The sequence below is a fragment of the Frankia sp. AvcI1 genome (genome assembly GCF_001420875.1).
In the GTDB taxonomy this organism is placed as follows: Bacteria; Actinomycetota; Actinomycetes; order Frankiales; family Frankiaceae; genus Frankia; species Frankia alni.
Genome location: NZ_LJFZ01000049.1, coordinates 1 through 18023 on the forward strand (window position 1 = coordinate 1; position 18023 = coordinate 18023).

Genomic DNA, 18023 nt, shown 5'->3' on the forward strand with positions numbered 1-18023 from the left:
GGGGGGGGGGGGGGGGGGGGGGGGGGGGGGGGGGGGGGGGGGGGGGGGGGGGGGGGGGGGGGGGGGGGGGGGGGGGGGGCGGGGGCGGGCTGGGTGGGCAGGCGGAGAACCCAGCCGGGGCGGATCAGGCCGGGCTGGGTCAGTGCCCGTCCGTCCGTTTGGACGACGCCGTGGTTGAGGGCCCAGATCTGCGGCCAGCGGGCACCGTCGCCCAGGCATCGCTCGGCGATCCGCCACAGGCTGTCGTACACGCCGTTGTGGGGAAGCTGCACCACCACGGTCCCCGGCGCGGCGGCCGGCAGCGTCGGGTCGGTCGCGCTGGTGGCGGCGACCGGGACGAGCCGAGGGGCGGCGGGTGCGGTGGCGGCGGCCGGCGCGGCGGCGGGACCGCCGGCTGGGGTGAGAGGGCCGCGGGACTGGAGGACGGTGAGCAGTACCGCGCCGAGGAGGAAGGTGGTCAACCCCCGCATCCCACCGACGGGCAGCGGCGGGCTCTGGCCAGGCCAGCGTGNCTCGCGGACGACGTCCGGTACCGCCAGGACGACGGAGACGGTGAACGAGGCCCACAGCGGCCACAGCAGCACGGCGAGAATGTCCAACAGCAGGGTGTCGTCCATCGGCCCGGTCAGCCGTGCTGAGATCTCCGCCCAGGACGGCACCTGGTGGGGCAGCGGCCAGCCGATGAAATGCCACAGCCCCCACGGCAATCCGCCGATCAGGGCGATCAGCGCGGCGAGGGCGACGGCGGCGCGGGCTACGCGGACCAGCGCCAGCCCGCCGGCGGCGAACCTGCGACGGACAGGCCGGGCGGGGCGGCTCATGGGGCCGCCCCCGCGGCTGGTGGGGCAGGGTGGGCGCTGCCGGTCGCGGTGACGGTGAGCGTGTCGAGTCCGACGATGCCGAGCAGCTGGTTGTGGTGGGCCACGGTGACCGTGACGGTGATCGTGTTGTCCGCGACGGTCGCGGTGCCGGTGGCGCCGGCCTGGGTGAGGTAGGCGCGGGCGGCGGAGACCGCCTGGTCGGGCAGGAGACGGACGGTTCCGCGCTGGCGGAAGGCGGTCAGGTCGAGGTGTTGGGCGCCGGCGCGGGCGGCTTCCTGCGCGACGCCCATCGCGCTGGTCTTGTCCGCCAGCGCGNCGCCGGCGTCGAGGATCAGCCCACCGAACATGACGAACGCGGCGAACAGCACCACCACGAACACGGTGACCGTCCCCTCGTCCCGGCCATCACGCCACGGTCGGCGGGTCACGGTGCCTCTGCGCGCTGGTCGACGTGCTGGTCCACAGGACTGGTGGCGCTGGCGTGCAGCGTCGCCGTGCCCGGAGTCGCCAGCAGGGCGACATCGTGTAGCTCGACGGTGCACGCCACCTGGACCCGCACCAGCGTTCCGGGCGTCAGACCGGCGGGATCGGTCTCGACCGTCAGGTCCTGACAGGTGACCCCCGCGTCGGCCAGCGCGGCCTGCGCGGTGGCACGCGCATCGGCGCCGGCCTGGGCGGGGCTGCGGGCGATCGAGGCGGCACGGGCGGCCTGGTGGGCGACGTCGGCGATCCGCAGCTTCGCGTCTGACACTCGGTAGCACAGGACGAGGAACAGCAGCATGAGTAGCAACACCGGCATGATCAGCACCAGTTCGGTGGTGGCCGAGCCACTGTCCCGGCCGGGATCGACGGGCCGGGGCGGCGCGGGGGCAGGGGTCACGGTGTCCGCCTCTCCACTGGCCCGGCCGCGTCGGCGTTCACCCCGAGGCGTAGTCCCGGAACGACGCTCGCAGCGGTGCCGTGGACGTGGACGGCGGCACGCACGGCGTTCCGGGTGACCGTGACCTGCGGGTCGGTGAGGGTGGCGCGGCCGAGCTGGTCGAGCGTCGCCTGCGCCTGAGTCTGGCCGGCGGCGGTGCTGCCCCCGTCGGCGCGGGCCGCGGCGAGCGCCCGAGTGGCGGTGGCCTGCGCGACGTGGCTGGCGTGCGCCCAGACCGTGACCTGCGCGAGCAGCATCACCACCGTGAACAGCAACGGCAACACGAAAATCATCTCGACGGTCAGCGCGCCGTCGTCTTCCGCCCGGCGGCCAGAGGCGGCGGGCGTGCGGCCGGCGCACCGTCGCCGGGTGCCGGGACGGCTCGGGTGTGGTCGCTGCCGCCGGGGACCGCGGCTGCCCGCACCCGGCCGGCGGGCGGGCACAGGACGGCCGCGGGCACGCCGGCGTCGATCCTTGACCGGTCGGGGATGGGCTGCCACGAGTCGCCTGCTATTTGAAGGCGACGCTTCGCGCAGCATCCAGGATTTCTGGGCCAAAAATTCCGATGACGGCCAGGGCGAGGGCGGCCAGCGCGGCGATCCAGATGACGCTTTCCGTGGTGTTGCTGCCCCGGTCCTGCTCCGGCTCGTGGGGCGGCTGACTGGCCCAGCTGGTGTAGCGCGTCCAGCAGGAACGGATGAAGGNGAACATCAGGGCCTCCCCGAGGAGATACAGCGTCTACAACGAGCGGGTGATCTGGGTCAGGGCGGGATAGAAGACAAAAAGGATGAATCCGATCGCGATCAGGACGCCGGGGATGCTCATGCGTTCGGTGGCGGCTTCGGCGTCGGCTTCGGCGTTCTGGGCCTGGCGGACTCGCAGCGTGGCGGCCTTGGCGTCCAGGGACTGGCGGACGCGGGCGCCTTCGGTGCCGGCGAGGGCGACCGCGTCGGCGAGTTCGGTCAACTCGGAGATCTGAAGCTCGCCACCGAGCCGGCCGAGTGCCTCCCACGGGCTGACGCGGGTTTCCCGGGCAGTCCGCAACGCGCGGCGTAACGCCAGGAACGGCCAGCCGTGCCCGATGCCCGCGGCGTCGGTCAGCGCGCTTTCCACCCCGGCGCCGCCGGCGAGCAGCACCTGGATCAGCGAGAGATAGGCCGACAGGGCGTGGCGGAACGCCACCCGGCTGCGTTCGGCTTCCGCCCGCACGGTCAGGTCGGGCAGCAGGAACCCCACGGCGCCGAGCAGGATCGCCATGGCGGCGGGCACCGCCCAGGGAAACGGCCGGCCCCCGGCGGCGAAGGCCACCCCCACCACCGACGGGAACAGCAACCCGGCCAGACCCGCCGTGGCCTTCTCCGCCAGGTGAGCGTCGGCGGACCGCCCGAGCACGGCCAGGTCCTGGCGCAGCGCGTCGGTCGGCAGCCCGGCGGCGCGCAGCAGACCGATGAACGGCCGGCCGGCCCGTACCGCCCAGCCGTCCTGCTCGGCCGGCACCGTCGCCGCCGCCACAGGGGTCGAGGGCGCGGGGTCGAGCCGGGCCAGGGCCTCTTCCAGGGACGGGCGGGGTGGGAACGCCCAGACCGCCAGCGCCCACAGGCCGACGCCGATACCGGCGGCCAGCAGCATCATCAGCACGGTCATCGGCTGCCCCACCCCGCCCCCGCCGGCGCGGTGACGGCGGTCATCGCCGGCGCCGTGGGGTCGTCGCCGTCAAGGAAACGACCAGGAGTCTCGATCTTCGCCATGCGCCGTAGCCACCCGAATCCACCGGTGAAGATCGCCCCCACGGCGAGCAGGACCATCTGACCCGCGGCGGTGTTGTACGGGGACAGGAAGGCCCGGTTGAAGACCACCAGGCCGCCGGCGAAGACGATGCTGGTCACGACGACGACGCGCATCGTGGTGCGCATCCTCGCCCGGCCGACCTCGATCCGCCCCAGCATGTCGACCTGCGCGCGGGCGGTCGCGGCGAGCTGGCCGAGNAGCCCGGACAGCTGCCGGGCCTGGTGCTGGCTGGCCAGGATCAGTGCTGCGATCACCAGGTCGGCCAGCGGATCGTCAAGGTCGTCGGCCAGCCCGCGCAGGGCGGGCGCGAGCCGTTCGCGGTGCCCGATCCGGGTGGCCAGCACCGTGACCTCGCCGCGGATCGCCGGCGGGGCGGCGGGCGCGGTCGCCGCGATGGCCTGTTCGAGGCCGGCCGCGGCGGCGAGGGTGTCGCGGAGCTGTTCGGCCCACACCGCGATGCCCTGCGTGCGGGCTACCTGGCGGGCCTGGTCGCGGTCGGGGCCCAGCATCCGGGGAAGGCCGAACACCGCCATCGCGATCAGCAGCCCACCGACAACCCAGCCGGTCAGTGCGCCCACCACGATGCCCGCGACAACCGCGGCGGTAGCCCACCGGCCGACGTGCGGGTCGTCCCGCCACGGCAGAGAACGCCACCGGCGGGCAGGACGCGGCTCCTCCTCGGCGGATACCCCGTGCCAGCCGTAGACGATGAGCAGCAGCCCGGCGCCGACGCCCAGGCCGAGCAGCCCGAACAGGCCGGTCATGACCACCACCCCCGGGAAAGCAGATCCGGATCGAACCCGACGTCGACCAGGCCGTCGAGCAACTCGCCGGTCGGCGGGGCAGCCGGCAGGGCACGCCGGTCGGGTCCCGGTCGGTACAGCTCGTTCGTCACGACCTGCGCGCCGTCGGCGTCCNCCNCCTCCCGCACGCTGGACACCACCCGCCGGCCCCGCTCACCTCGCGNCTCGACGAGATGCACCACCACGTGAATCGCGCTCGCGATCAGCAGGTTCGTGGCCTCCAACGGCAGCCGCTCGGGCCCCTGCACCGCGTAGCTGGCGAGCCGGGTGAACACGCCACGGGAGGTCGAGGAGTGCAGCGTCGTCATCGAGCCGTCGTTGCCCTGGCTCATGGCGTTGAGCATCGGGATGACCTCGGGCCCCCGAACCTCGCCGACGATCACCCGGTCCGGGGACATCCGCAGCGCGGCCCGGACCAGGTCGGACGCGGAGATCGCCCCCTCGCCCTCGGTGTTGGCTTCGCGGACCTGCATCGCCACCACATCCGGGTGCGCCTGCTCGTTCTCGTCCAAGCCGAGTTCGTACACATCCTCGACCGTGNCCAGTCGTTCGGACGGTGGGATCTGGTCGGCCAGCGCGAGCAGCATCGTGGTCTTCCCAATCGCGGTACCACCGGCCACCACGATGTTCTTCCGCGCCTTCACCAGCGCCGCGAGCAGGCCCTCCAGCCCGTAGTCGATGGTGCCGTTGGCGCGCAGAGCACTCAGGGTGACGTGGCGAAACCGGTGCCTCCGGATACTCACGGAAGGCCGCTGGGTGACCGCCATCACCGCGAACACCCGGCTCTTGTCCGGCAGGTGGAAATTCACCATCGGGGCGCCGCGGTCCCAGCGCCGCTCTTCCACCCCGGCGTGCGCGGCCAGGTCCCGGATCAGACTGACCAGCTCGGCGTCGGATCCGGTGATCGGCGGTAGCCGGAGGCGGCTGCCGTCCGCCCGGCGAATGAACACCCGATCACCGTTGACGTTGATGTTCTCGATCGACGGGTCGGTCAGCAGCGGTTCGAGACCGCCGAGCCCGAGGACCTCGGCGAGCACCTCGTGGATGAGCCGCTGCTCGTCCTCCGGCCGCAGGACCGCGGCCCCGCGCCCCAGCTCCGCGGTGGTATGTGCCTCCGTGAGATCCACGAGGACGGCCAGGGCGAACGCCTCCCGCGCGTCCGCGGCCAGCGGCGCTGCGCCGGCGTCCTCGTCCGCCCGCAGCCGGGCGGCCAGCGCGGCGCGCAACCCCTCCCGCAGCCGTGCGCGCAGCGCCTCGGCGGCCGACCCCGACGTACGTCCCGGCAGATCCGTCGGCGTGACCGGCCCGCCCCGTGGTGCCAGCAGGCCGGGCCAGCCCGCGCCGTTGCCGGCCGTCGTCCGGCCGGGGTCGTTCCAGGACGGCAGGGTCATCGCGCCCCCGTCCGCGTCGGGGGCAACGCGACCCGTCCGTCGCCACCGGGCGGCGCCACGGGTAGCCCGGGTGGCGCGGGTTCGGCCGGCACACTGGCGGCAAGAGCGCCGGCCATCTGTGTCACGGTCCGGCCGAGCCGTGTCCGGCCGATGCCGGACCGGCTCTGTCGACGGCCGGCGAGCACCCCGGCGGCGGCTGTGTCATACGGCAGCGGCCCCAGCACCCTGGGACCCAGCACCCGGGTGATGTCGCGGACCCGGTAGTCCGGCGTCCGGCCCGGCTCGGCGACGACCACCACATACCAGGCAGGCACCTGCCAGCCCTGCACCACATGAATCCGGGCCGCGAGGTGCGCCAGCTCGTCGTCGCGCGGTCGTACGACCAGCAGCAGCACGTCCGCGGCGCGCAACGCCGGCGCCGCCGGGGTCAGCGGGTCCAGCCGGCCGCAGTCCACGATCATCGGCCGGCCGTCAGCCTGCGCCGCGGCCCACAGCAGCGACCAGCCCCCGCCGCCGAGCTCGCCGAGCACCTGGCGGGCATGCTCGGCCCCGGCCGGCGCCGGCAGCACCTGAAGGCCCCCGGGCAGCTGTTGGACATGCTCGTCCAGCGGGCGCGGCTGCCCGCCGCGGCGGCCGGCGGCGGCCAGCGACACCAGACCCCGCCCCGCGGCCAGCCCGAACCGCGCGCCCAGGTCACCACCCGCCGGGTCGGCCTCCACCACCAGCGGCTCCCCGCCGTCCGCCGGCCAGCGATCCGCTAGCGCGAGCGCCAACGTCGTCGTCCCGGGGCTGCCTTTCAACGACCCCAGCGCAATGATCATGTGGGGTTCACCGGCCCTGGNCATTGACGGTGACGACGCCGATCTGCCCGGCCGGGGCCGCCGCCAACGCGCGGGCGTCCTCCTCAGCGAGCTGAAGCGACACCACCGTCGTCTGATNGGTGTCATGGGCCGCCACGGAGACGACTGTCGCCTCCCACGCACTGGCGGCAGCCCCCGAGGACGCGGTCGAGACCGCGCTGGTAGCGGGCGCGACGACCACCGTCACCCGCGACCCCGCCGACAGACCCGACGGGTATTGGCCGGNCTTCAGTGCCACCGCCGCGATCGCGGAACCGGGCGGGGGGACCTGCGCGGCACCCACCGCAGCCCGGGTCAGCACGGTACCGGCCGGCAGACTGTAGGCGACGGGCCGGCCGAGCACACGGTCGCGCTCGCCGGCAGGGACCGTGTCCACGCCGTCGGCGGCGATCCNCACCTCCCGCACGTCCGCCGCCGCCAGGACCTGGCCCACCGTCACCGGACGGGCCAGCACCAGCACCGGCGTCCGCGAGCCCACCCGGGCGCCGGCCAGCAGCCCGGCGGCGGCGCACCCCACTACCAGCACCACCCCGAGCAGCAGGTAGGGAACCCTGCGGCGCCGCCGGGTACCGCCGGTCAGCCGGGTGGACGGTGCCGCACCCGCGCGCCGGCCGGCGCGGTCCCCGCCGGCGGTGCGCGGCGTCGAGGACGGTGCGGTCACCACCCCGCACCCCCGACCTGCGCTCCGCCGGGACAACGAGCGGCCCGGCTCGCCCTGGTCGCGTCGGTCACGGTCGTCATCAGCCACCGCCCGTCGTCAGTGCCGGCACATCGATCACCCGGGCCGCCGCCGTCGACACCGTCGTCAGCCCCGGGAACACCCCCGTCTGGCCCGCGCCCGCCCACGACACGTCCCAGCGCACCGTCGCCGTCACCGCAAACGTCCCGCCGGGCGCGTCCAGCGACCGGTTCCGGTAGGTGTAGCCACAGTCCGGACTGGCGCTCGCCGGATCGGCCCCCGGCGGGAACGGCGTGCCCGGACCGAGGCAGGTCACCGTTGCGCCGTCCCCGAGGGACCAGGTCACCTGCACCGGCTTGGCGACCGCGGTTACGCTCACCCCGCCCGCCGCGGCCGTCGCCGACATCGGGCCCCATCCGGCCGGGTCCAGCCACAGCCACGTCGGCAATCGCACCAGCTGATCCCCGACCGGATTCATGTCGATCCGCGGACCGGCCAACCGCAACTCGTTCCGTGCCTGCTCCGCCAGTGCTGCCGGGTCCGGCGCGGGCGCCTCCACGCCCGGTGCCGCGTCCGGAATCCACACGGGGGGCCGGTACAGAGCGTCCCGCACACCAGGGGTCGTGCACTGGAACACATACCAGGCGCCCGGCCCCTGCCCCGCCTGCGCAGCCACCGNCCGCACCGACAGCTCCGACGACTCGAACACCGCCGCCCGCACCACCAGGCCCCCGCCCTCCGGCGGCCGGTAGAACACCGGCCGCGGCGCGGCGGCCGGCGGCTGATAATCACTACGGGTGTACGAGCAGTCCGCCGTTTTTGGTTTGTCTAGCGACCTGTCACCTGGAGGGGGCGGTCGCGTCGAACCGCCGCCCCGATCGCCCCCTCCACCTACGAATGTAGGACCGCCACCCGGCACTGGGGCGGGGGCGGGGGCCGTTCCGAGGTCGCCCGCGAAAAGCTGGCAGCCCGGGTGCGGATTCTGAGAACAGTCGGTTCCGCCGAACTTGTCGCCAGCGAAAGCGGGCACGGTGAATACGCCGGCCAGCGTCGCCGTCACGGCAGCAACAAAAAGAGTCCTACGCATCAGCATGATGCCAGGTCTCCGACTCCGAACTGGGTGACGCGCCACAGCCCGTCGGTGTGCAGTCGAGCCTCGGCCAGAATCCGGCGCATTCCCCCGGGAGTGTCATCCAGAAGCGAGCCGTCGGTCCTGTATTGCAACCAGTTCCGACTGTCCGCGCAATCCTCGATCCTCACCGAGGTCGGCGCGCCGGGCGGGTTCACCGATGTCACCCGCGGGTGGTTCACCGGCTCACCCTTCGCAACCAGCCCATTGAGATGGTCGGCGTACAGATCACCGGTCAGTACCTGCAAAGCATCGCCCGAGGCATAGCGCGACAGATACGTCGCCTGCCAGTCCGAGGTGTGACTGGCCTGCGCGTCGGCCTTCCACATCCCCACGTACGCGGCGACCGCGTCCTGCCGCGCGATGTCCGCCGGCGATGTCGGCTTCGGGCTCGGCGATCCGCCCGTATGCGGGGGCGAGGAGACGGCTCCGCCACTGGGAGCCGGAGCGGGCGTCGAACCACCATCCGCACCGCAGCCAGCGAGGAAGGTCACGGCAGCGGCCACGACGCTGATACCAGCGAACCGCAGCCGAGCCCGGCGGCGCTGTCCCGCTGTACGAGCCCGGACCTCCACAGTGCCCACCTCGCCGGCCATCCCAATGGACGGCCAACCCGCCCCGGAAGGGAGAAACCCCTCTATCTAGGACTACCCCCGCCACAGCGAATCCCGGCGTTCTAACTTCGCAGTCCGACCGGCATCCCAGCGAGAAATGACTCAATAGGGCTAGAAGTAGCCCCCTGTCCGGGCTATGCAGATCACTCGCTGGGATAGCCCGATCAGGGGGTGCGGGGCGTGCATCGTTCCCGTCGAGCTGTCACGGTGGGCGGGACACAATGCTGATACGGGCATCGCGGCCTGGCTGCGCTCCAGACCCTCTGGCCGGCCCACCTGACCGGTGGTGAGCGCGCCAGGCCGGTCAGCCGCCGTGACGGCGCTTGGGTTCGACCGGCGGGCCTCGATGAACCACTCGGGGCGAAGACGACGGACTCGTCCGCAGGAACGTCCCCGCCCCGCGGTCCACCTGGGTCACTGTGCCTGTCCCGTTAGCCTCACGGTGGCGATCATTTGCCAGTGCCACCCGTCAGCGGCGGGATGGAGCTGAAGCAGGCCGGCGGCGGCCAGCGCGGCGAGTTTCAGCAGGACGTCCACCCGGTCGACCATGCCGGCCTCGGCGTCGAGCAGGGCGGCGATCTCCGTTCCGTGGGCCGTGCCGCGCGGGAGCTGTGCCGCCTGTACCGCCGCCCACCACTCCCGCGGTGAGACGGTGTCGAGCGGGCGCACCCCGTCCGGGGCGGGTGCGGCCAGTGGGGGCTGGCAGGCGTACATCAAGGTGCGGTTGACCGTCTGGTAGCGGGAGAGCAGCCGGACGGTGGCGAGGATGTTCAGCCAGCGGCCCACCTCGTCCGCCGGCACAGGAACATGATCGGCGATCAGGTTGGCGGGGAACACGCCCGCGCGTGCGGTGCGGGCCTGTGCCCAGACCACCGTCGTCCGCAGGGTTCCGACGGCCACGTGCTCGATCCCCTGCACCAGGAGACGGCTCACGGGCCGTGCCGGACGTCCGCCGCCTGTGCGGGGTGTGGGCGCGGCACGCGGGCACCACCCCGCGTGCCGCGCCCCGGCTCCGTCCCCAGGCAGTGGAAGGGGCCAGTCCTTCGGCCGCGGCGCCGTCTCACCGTTCGGGGCCTTTCCACCCGACGGCGCTGATCGCCTCCCGCCCGGAGTCGGTGAGCCGCAGCTCCGAGCCGACCCGGGCGAAGCGACCGGTGCNGGTCTGCCGATCCACCCAGCCTTCCAGGCGGGCCAGCCCGACACCCAGGCGGCGGGCCGCGGTGATCAGGTCGATGTCGACGTCGGGAGAGTCGGCGCCGAGCACCGTCCACACCTCGCTGTCGGTCAACCCTCGTGACAGCAGCTCGCGGCCCCAGCTGGTCCCGTGAGCGGTCATCTGCCACTGGCGGTGCGCCGCACCTCTGTCCGGGCCGGCAGCGAGCAGGCCGCGTACCCCCAGCGTCGCGAGCCGCACCGCCACATCGATCCGATCAACCCGGCCGGCCGGGGCGTCGAGGAACTCGGCGATCGTCTCCGTCGACGCCATGCCGGTGCGGGCGTGCGCGTCGGCCATCGCTGCCCACATCTCCCGCGGCAGAATCGTCTCCTGCGGGCGTAGCACGGTGTCCGCGGTCGGCGCTGCGGCGAGCAGCGGCCCGCAGGCGTACACCCAGGCGTCGCTGGGCGTGCGGTAGCGGTCGACCAGGCCGAGCAAGGCGAGGACATCGAGCAGGCTGCCCGCTTCCTCGACTGTCACCTGGCAACGATCCGCGAGCAGGGTGGNGGGGAACGTGCCCGTGCCGACCCGCTGGTGCGCCCACGCCAGAGCTGCGCGTAGCCGCCCGACCGGTACACGGTCCAGCCCCTGCACCCTCGCAGCGGACCTCGCGCCAGGTGAGGGGATCATCGCGTCTCCTGACCAGGGCGAGCCCGAGGCGAGGGGTGCGGCAGCCAGCACCGCGCAGCGCCGCCTGTGCCGGCCNCCGCCCACCGATCCGCACGGTGCAACTGGGCGTCCGTGGCGGCATACCAGGCGCCGATCAGGCCCACCCTGCGGGTCTGGGCCCGAAACGCCTGCTCCTGCGCGCGGGTGAGAGTAACCGGCGTTGCCGCTGTGGCCGCGGCGAGGGCGAGGGCGAGCTGGGCCNCACGATGCTCCACGTGAGGCCCTCGGCGGCCCGGCCGCGAGCAGGGGATCATCGGCCTTCTCCGCAGGCCAGGCAGGACGGGTCGGTCCCCGAGGCGCACCGCTCGGCCGGGGCCGGCGGTTCGGCGGGTCCGGCCAGGCTGTGGAGTGCCGCGAGATCGGTGACGGCCATGCGGCCACGGGCGAGGATCGTCAGGTGGCCGCTGGTGCGCAGGTCGGTCAGCAGGGGCTGCACGGTGGACAGGGATGCGGCCAGCATCGCGGCGATCTCCCGGTGCCCGAGTGGGATCTCCACCGGGGCGGCCGGGTCCTGGCCGGCCCCGAACGCGGCATGCAGATTGACCAGCAGTCGCGCCGTCCGGATCGCCACCGGCACGGCGCTGTCCGTCCGCCGGGCGCGCAGCGCGGCCTGCCGCCGTGCGCAGGCGGCGTGGCGGAACGCCGCGGCGGTCTGCGGGTAGGTGGCCAGGACCGCGGCAAGGTCGTCATGGGCGATTAGGCGCAGCGTCGTGGGGTCGCCGGCNGTCACCGTCGCGGCCCTGGGTGCCCCTGCCGGCTGAACGATGAGGTCCCCGGGATGGTGCAGGTTCTGGATCGCCAGCCGCCCGGAAGGGCTGATCGCCGCGCTCTTTGTCCACCCGGAGAGGAGCAGGGCCAGGCAGTCCACGGGCTGGTCCTGCCACAGGATCACCGTGCCGGGTTCGGCCCGGTGCTCGTCGCCGAGGGTGACCATAGCCGCGCGGGCGGCGGGCGGGAGCAGGCCGAGGAAGCGGCCGTCCCACGCGGGCACGACGGTCATCCCCACCATCCCGATCTCCTCCTCATCGTCGAGTCCTCTTCACCGGATGTGGTTGGCCGGTGGTGTTCCGCCCGCAGGGGCAGCAGGCGGAACACCCGCTGGGCGCCGCACCGGCCCGGCCCGCCGGCGGGCCGTCACAGGACATGCGGCATGATCACGATGAAAGTCAGGCTGACGAAGAGGAAGCCCATACACCCAGCTCGACCGCGACCGTGCCTCGATCTCCCTGCGTACTCGTTCCGGCAGATCGTCCCGCCGCCGTCCTGCCCCCCGTGGCACGCCGATCAGCCGATGATCAGCGGCGTGCCGGGAGCGGCGGCGACGTCGAGTAGCCGCTGGAACTCCGCGAACGCCGTCGTTTCGGCCCCGAGACGCTGCGGCTTGTTGTCGCCGTGGGAGTCGCTGGACCCCGTGACGATCAGACCGAGGCGTTTCGCGATCGCGAGGAGCTCCGCCCGGTCGGCATCCGTGTGGTTGGGGTGGAAANCCTCGATGCCCGCCAGCCCGGCGTCGGCCAACGCCGCGATGTCCGCCGCCGAGAGCGGTGGACGCCGCTCGGTCCTCCGCGGATGCGCGAGGACCGCAACGCCCCCCGCCCCGCGCACGAGGGACAGGGCCGTTGCGAGGTCGGGTTGCTCCTTGGGCACGTGATACGGGCTGCCATCGCCGAGCCAGTCGGCGGAGTACGCCTCCGCGCGGCTCGTCACCACCCCGTTCCTGACCAGCACCGTCGCGATGTGCGGTTTACCGACCACACCGGCCGCCTCCGCGACCACCTCATCCCAGGAGATGGTGTGGCCGCCCGCCGCCAGCTTCCCGACCATCTTCTGCGCCCGGGTGTCGCGNCTGTCCCGGGTGNGACCGAGCGCGTCGGCCAGCGCCCGGTTTTCCGGGTCGNAGAAATAGCCGAGCAGGTGCTGCGTGCCCCTCACGCCGTCCACCTCGACGGACGTGGAGATCTCCACTCCCGGGATCAGGATCTGCCCCGGTCGCAGCGCCGCAGCCGCGTCGGGAATACCCTCGAACGTATCGTGATCCGTCAGACCCAGGATCAGATTTTCCTCGTCTGCCAGCTTCACCAGCTCCGCTGGATCCTCGGTCCCATCGGATTTTCTCGAATGGTTATGTGGATCAACCCGGGGTTGTTTCATCTGATCCCTCCGACGTGAAGGTCGCCATGTCGACCCGGAGATGTACTTGGGGTCCGAGGACCACGGCGTACGCGTGACTGCCTTCACCATCCCCGACCTTCACACGGGTTCCCTCAGGCGGAACACCACCCGGAAAAGCTTCCGGGGGCACCCACCTGGCGCCGTCGATTTCGGGGAAGTTGAAGTCAACCCGCACGTAGGCGTCCACGTCCTTACCCGCACCGAGGCGGACGAGGAAACGCCGGACCACGCCGTAGACCCGTGCCACCGCGCCCGGCCCGCGCAGGACGTCCCGCCGTGTCCTGATCATCGCCGGCCTGCGCGTGCGCGCCGCGCCGACAGGTACACCGTGGGCGTTCTGATCGTCACCGTGCCCCGGTCGTCGAGAAGCTGATGGCATGCCGTCTCGTAACGGCCGGCCAGCAGCTCCCCGAGCTGTCCGCGGACGGCCTCAAGCGGGTTCGGACCTGCCGGCACCGGCGGCGTGTGCAGGTGGACCGCGACAGCATCATGATCACGAAGGGTTGTGGTCGTCGGAGCGAGATCGCCCCGGTCGATCTCCAGACCCAGGTGGCCGAGGTGGGAGGCGGTCACGAGATCGTCCACCGCGTGCCGGGCATGCGCGGGAGTCGCCTGCCCCAGCGCGGTGTCGATCTGCCACTGCTCGTGTGCGGTGAGGCCGGGCAGCGCATCGTCGTACCGGCGGGCATGGTGCAACGGCTCCGCCAGAGCGAACCGTCCACCCGGAACCAGAACGCGGCCCGCGTCGGCCAGCACCGCGGGCAGGCCCGCCACCCCGGCCACACCGTGCCCGACGACCGCGGTCACCGAGCCCTCGCGCAGGGGAAGCCGACCGGGATCGGCCAGATCCCCTGAAGGCTCCCGGTGCCCGGGGCGAACCNCAGCCGGCGCAGCACGGGATCAAGCCCGACCGCAACAACCACCCCGGACGACCCGACCAGCGACAGGGCCGTCCGAGTCAGCATCCCCCCGTCGGNGCTGGTGCCCAGCACGACGACCCGGTCCCCGGGACCGACCTGCGCCGCACCGAGAACCTGAGGCGACACCCCGGTGTCATGCTCCACGGCCAGCAGGCTCACGAGACGCGGGCCACCGCGCCGAGCAGCCACACCGCCCGCTGCTCGGCGTCCGGCTCCTCCTCCGGACGCCACAGGGCGATCGGCACCACGCCCGGCTCCACCAGGGTGCAGCCCGCCGCCGTGATGATCCCCGAGATCTGCTCGGCCGTACGTGCCTTCAGGGGAATTCCTGCGGCCTCGTATCGGCGGGTGACCTGCTCTGCCGTGGCGGGATTCATCTCGGGGGTGATGTGGGACAGCACCAGGTAGCTGCGGGTCGGCAACCCGGCGACAAGCCCCGCGACGATGCCCGCCACGTCGTCGTCGTCGACGACGAAGTGCAGGATCGCGTTGAGGGACAGCGCGACCGGCTTCTCCAGATCGAGAGTCTCACGCAGCTCGGCAGCGTTGATGATCATCGATGGGTCCCGCAGGTCGGCGTCGAGGTAGGCCGTCCGCCCCTGCGGTGTGCTGGTCAGCAGCGCGCGGGCGTGCACGAGCACGATCGGATCGTTATCCACATAGACGACCCGGGCCTCCGGGGCGATGCCCTGGGCGATCTCATNCAGGTTCGGCGACGTCGGGATGCCCGTACCGACGTCCAGAAACTGGCGGACCCCGACCTCCCCGGCGAGCCACCTGGTGGTGCGGGCGAGGAAGGCCCTGTTCGTCCACGCCATCACCTTCGCGCCGGGCTCCGCGGCCAGGATCTCCTCGGCCGCCTCCCGATCAGCCGGGAAATTGTCCTTCCCATCGAGGAAGTAGTCGTAGATCCGCGCCGTGTGCGCCTGGTCGACGTTCAGGTCCGTGGGCTGTTTGGCGGCGGTGGATTTCACGGCGGTGGACTCGTCCATGATTTCTTTCTGGTCGTGGGTGGAGGGCTCCGGCCTGGACCGCGGGCCGGTCGGGGATGAGCTTCGCGGGGCCTACGTGGTCTCGGTGGGGGGCTGGCCGGAGGCGGTCCTGGGAAGAGCAGCCCAGCCCACTGCTAGAGCAGTGCTCCAGCGACCGGGGAACGCCGATGCGGGAGTGGGCGTGGGCGGCGCGGAGGTGTGGGCACGTCCGGCGCCGCTGCACCCGGCGAAAAGCGACGCCGTGTGCCGGTCAGACGAGCGCGGGAAGGGCGCCCGTCAGCTCGTCGTCGTAGGGGTCGACCGGCCGGTGGACCCCCTCGGGGTCCTCGGCCAGCAGCTGGAACGCGGGTGCGACCGCGGCGGCCAGCGCCGGGCCGAGCCGGTGCAGCCGTGCGGTCACCTCGTCGAGGTACACGCCCAGCAGGGCCGCCCACCCCTGCTCGCCCAGGATCGTCCTCACCCGGTCGTAGTAGGTCTCGGNGCGCATGTCGTCCTCGGCGAACAACGCCGCCCGGCGGGCGAAGTGCTCGCGGCGTTCGGCGGCCTGCTCGGGACCCNACGGCGTCGCCACCGGGCTGACCTTGTGTCCGAGCAACGCGAACGCGTCCTCGGCCGCCGTCCTCTCCTGCCGGTACTCGCCAGCGAGGTCGAGCAGCTGGCGGATCGTTTCGTCCGTCAGACCGATCAGCTTGTAGTGGACCAGCACCCGGTCCACCAGGAAGTCCGGCGCCATGCTCCTCATCCGCTGGTCCAGCAGACCCAGGCGGTGCGGAGCCATCTCATCGTGCGGAGGCATAGATCCAATCCATCTCGTGATTGTGAATGTGAGGTGCCGATTCCGCCTGCCGGCGGCAGCCGCGTCGGAGATGGCGGGAGGCGTCCGGCCGCTCACTCGGGGGGTGCGAGCGACCGGACGGATCACAGAATGCCCGGATTCGCCGAGGGGGAGATTCCACGCGCAGTGAACATCTAGTTCGCTGCGCGATAGGGCTGTGGCCTGCGAATACTCGGCCAGCCGAGGTGATTTCTTCGTCGTCGAGCCCGTGGTTTGAACGGGTCGAGGTCAGCCGGTGAGGGTGAGGTGCATGGCGGCGTGGTCACTGAGGCCGGCGTGGCGAGGAGCGTGCAGGTAGTCGCAGGCGGTCACAGACGGCCGGTGCGCAGTGGTGATGAACGTGTGGTCGAACCGGTAGCCGTTTCCCCCGCGGCCGAACCAGCTGTGGCCGGGTGCGGCGGGGNGCTGGGCCCGGTAGGCGTCGATGAGACCGGCGTCGGCGAAGGAGCGGTAGAAGTCGTACTCCCACCGGCCGAAGACGGGGTAGTGCGGGACGTGGCCTGGTTCGACGACGTTGAGGTCACCGGTCACGATGACCGGGCCGTCGAACCCGGCGAGGAACCCGGGCAGCGCCTGGGTGACGGCGTGTTGGAAGGCACGCTTGTTCTCGTTGCGGCGGTGCTGCGGCCCGCGGGAGGGCACGTAGAGGCCGAGCAGCCTGATCCGCCGGCCGCCGACCCAGATCTCCGCGGCGGGGGCGCGGTGCGGGAGGAACCCGATGCCGGTCGGCACGGGTTCGAGCGGTGTGCTGCGGGAGGCCAGGACCGTGCTGTAGTCGGCGCCGCCCGGTCGCGGTGCGTGCAGGTGGGGGTAGCCGTGCTGGGCGAGCGCGTCGAGGAGGGCGCGTCCGCCGGGTCCGGAGCCGACTTCGGTGAGGACGACGAGGTCCGCGCCGCGCCGCTGGGCGAGCCAGGCGGCCTGGCGGCGGGCCCGGTCGGGTGCAGCGTGCTGGGCGTTGAACGTGAGCAGGCGCAACGGGGCCGGGGGCGCGGTGGCCGCTGGCGGTCGCGGGCTCGGGACCAGGGGCGTCGGGCGGGTGGTCAGGCCGCCGGCGAGAGTCCAGCGCGCCAGAAGGCTCGGTTCGGTCATGTCATCCCCCTCATTGCCCGTTGAAGGCCAGCGACCGCCCCGCGAAGAACGCTGCTGACTGTGACGTTAAGGTCACCGGCATGACGACTCCAGACCACGTCACCCTGCTGGACCTGGATGCGATCAGGGCGAAGGGATGGGCTGAGCGCGCCGACGTCCCCGACGCCGAGTTCGACCGGGCCGAGGCGTTCTACACGTCGATGCGCGCCCACGACGAGCGCCTGCACACCGTCCGCGTGCAGGCGTCGGCGCTCATCGAGCAGTGGACCGGACATCAGCCGCGCGACGTCGGCTCGTTTGGTACCAGACTGAACCTGGAGACCTCCGACCTGGACCTGGGTATCGGCTACCCGGTCGAACGTCGGGACGAGCTGATGGCGACGCTCGACGGCCGCGCCCGTTTCCTGGGAGAGCGCCACACAAGCTTCTCCACCACCCGGCTCGTGTTCACCTTCACCGTGGACGACATCGAGATCGATCTCAGCGCGTTGACCGTGGACGATTTCGCGGTGGCCGGCCGGATGCTCGACCAGATCGACGCGGCGATGAGCCACGACGAACGGGTCTGCCACACCTGGGTCAAGCACCTGCTGCGCGCCACCGGCCGGCTGGAGGACTACGCCGCCTGGAAGCTGGTCACCTACGCCCGGTTCTGCCCGGAGTTCCACTGGGTGCCGATCCCGGAGAAGACCGGCTCCTGACCGCAGCGTGCCGCGCGTCGGGTCAGCTGCCACGGGAATCCGCCGCATTGATCAGCATCCAGCCGGTAGTCCGCGCCCAACGTCGGTGCTCCCGCCCGAGCAGGTCGGCATGCCGCGTCGCGAGCCTCGGCAGCAGGTCGTGCACGGTGGCCACGAGAACGTCACGCAGCAGCGCCAGACGCTCCTCCACCAGCACGTCGACCCGCGCACCCATCGCGTCCTCGTGTGCGGTGCCGGCATCCAGCGGCTGGGCCTCGATCGCGGCGATCAGGTCACCGAGCACGGCGTAGCTGGCGTCTTGNGAGTTCTCCAGGGTCGTCAGGTCGAATCCGAGGATCGTGACCGGGCAAGGTCGGACACGCCGATGCCTCCACTGCGAGAGGGGACGGCCGCTGGCCTATGCTGATATCTCGGTTCGACCACAA

The 18023-nt window shown here is 72.5% G+C and carries 10 protein-coding genes and 8 pseudogenes; 1 reads left to right on the top strand and 17 read right to left on the bottom strand.

Annotation, left to right across the window (positions count from 1 at the left end):
- The 16 genes and pseudogenes from UK94_RS71005 to UK94_RS30335 form a co-directional block, all read right to left on the bottom strand.
- Nucleotides 1-461 (bottom strand): LysM peptidoglycan-binding domain-containing protein (locus UK94_RS71005; protein ID WP_268761732.1); only part of this gene is annotated, 461 nt, incomplete at its 3' end.
- A 356-nt stretch (nt 462-817) separates the two neighbouring features.
- On the bottom strand, nt 818-1136 hold a 319-nt coding region (locus tag UK94_RS75530; RefSeq protein ID WP_268761733.1), incomplete at its 5' end, for a hypothetical protein.
- Between the two features lies 1 nt (nt 1137).
- A pseudogene (locus UK94_RS76670) lies at nt 1138-1249 on the bottom strand (hypothetical protein); the annotation flags it as partial.
- Nucleotides 1246-1701: a TadE/TadG family type IV pilus assembly protein gene (locus UK94_RS30240; protein ID WP_055752522.1), complete on the bottom strand. Its 456-nt coding sequence runs from the start codon at nt 1699-1701 to the stop codon at nt 1246-1248. The pseudogene UK94_RS76670 and the gene UK94_RS30240, both read right to left, overlap by 4 nt.
- Nucleotides 1698-2033 (bottom strand): hypothetical protein, encoded by a 336-nt coding sequence (locus UK94_RS30245; RefSeq protein ID WP_055752523.1) that lies wholly within the window; start codon nt 2031-2033, stop codon nt 1698-1700. Before UK94_RS30245 ends, UK94_RS30240 begins: the two co-directional genes overlap by 4 nt.
- A 445-nt stretch (nt 2034-2478) precedes the next feature.
- The gene (locus UK94_RS30255) at nt 2479-3384 is read right to left on the bottom strand and encodes a type II secretion system F family protein (protein ID WP_055752557.1); all 906 of its coding nucleotides are present in this window, start codon (nt 3382-3384) and stop codon (nt 2479-2481) included.
- Nucleotides 3381-3725, bottom strand: a pseudogene (locus UK94_RS71015) (pilus assembly protein TadB); the annotation flags it as partial. The gene UK94_RS30255 and the pseudogene UK94_RS71015, both read right to left, overlap by 4 nt.
- Before the next feature lie 770 nt (nt 3726-4495).
- Nucleotides 4496-4871, bottom strand: a pseudogene (locus UK94_RS71020) (ATPase, T2SS/T4P/T4SS family); the annotation flags it as partial.
- 1 nt (nt 4872) lies between these two features.
- Nucleotides 4873-5722: pseudogene (locus tag UK94_RS71025) on the bottom strand (ATPase, T2SS/T4P/T4SS family); the annotation flags it as partial.
- A 2625-nt stretch (nt 5723-8347) separates the two neighbouring features.
- Complete coding sequence (locus UK94_RS33260) at nt 8348-8884, bottom strand: hypothetical protein (protein WP_235490724.1); 537 nt, start codon at nt 8882-8884, stop codon at nt 8348-8350.
- A 534-nt stretch (nt 8885-9418) separates the two neighbouring features.
- Nucleotides 9419-9937, bottom strand: a complete 519-nt coding sequence (locus tag UK94_RS30290; RefSeq protein ID WP_055752528.1) for a hypothetical protein — start codon at nt 9935-9937, stop codon at nt 9419-9421.
- 1202 nt (nt 9938-11139) lie between these two features.
- The coding region (locus UK94_RS71030; protein ID WP_235490726.1) for a helix-turn-helix domain-containing protein at nt 11140-11613 on the bottom strand (474 nt) is incomplete at its 5' end.
- Nucleotides 11614-14136: 2523 nt separating this feature from the next.
- Nucleotides 14137-14684: SAM-dependent methyltransferase (locus UK94_RS30325; protein WP_235490728.1), on the bottom strand; the 548-nt coding region annotated here is incomplete at its 5' end.
- A 1-nt stretch (nt 14685) separates the two neighbouring features.
- A pseudogene (locus tag UK94_RS71035) lies at nt 14686-14973 on the bottom strand (SAM-dependent methyltransferase); the annotation flags it as partial.
- A gap of 1063 nt (nt 14974-16036) precedes the next feature.
- Nucleotides 16037-16211: pseudogene (locus UK94_RS71040) on the bottom strand (endonuclease); the annotation flags it as partial.
- Between the two features lies 1 nt (nt 16212).
- Nucleotides 16213-16897 (bottom strand): annotated as a pseudogene (locus tag UK94_RS30335) (endonuclease/exonuclease/phosphatase family protein); the annotation flags it as partial.
- Between the two features lie 80 nt (nt 16898-16977).
- On the opposite strand from UK94_RS30335, the gene UK94_RS30340 reads away from it, so the two are divergent.
- Entirely contained in the window at nt 16978-17598 is a 621-nt protein-coding gene (locus UK94_RS30340; protein WP_055752537.1) for a hypothetical protein, read from the top strand.
- Between the two features lie 22 nt (nt 17599-17620).
- Here UK94_RS30340 and UK94_RS30345 read toward each other — a convergent pair.
- A pseudogene (locus UK94_RS30345) lies at nt 17621-17899 on the bottom strand (radical SAM protein); the annotation flags it as partial.
- Between the last annotated feature and the right edge of the window lie 124 nt (nt 17900-18023).

Coding starts and splice junctions, on each gene's coding strand:
- UK94_RS30245 (WP_055752523.1), bottom strand. CDS start 2,033: ATGATTTTCGTGTTGCCGTTGCTGTTCACGGTGGTGATGCTGCTCGCG.
- UK94_RS30340 (WP_055752537.1), top strand. CDS start 16,978: ATGACGACTCCAGACCACGTCACCCTGCTGGACCTGGATGCGATCAGG.
- UK94_RS30255 (WP_055752557.1), bottom strand. CDS start 3,384: ATGACCGTGCTGATGATGCTGCTGGCCGCCGGTATCGGCGTCGGCCTG.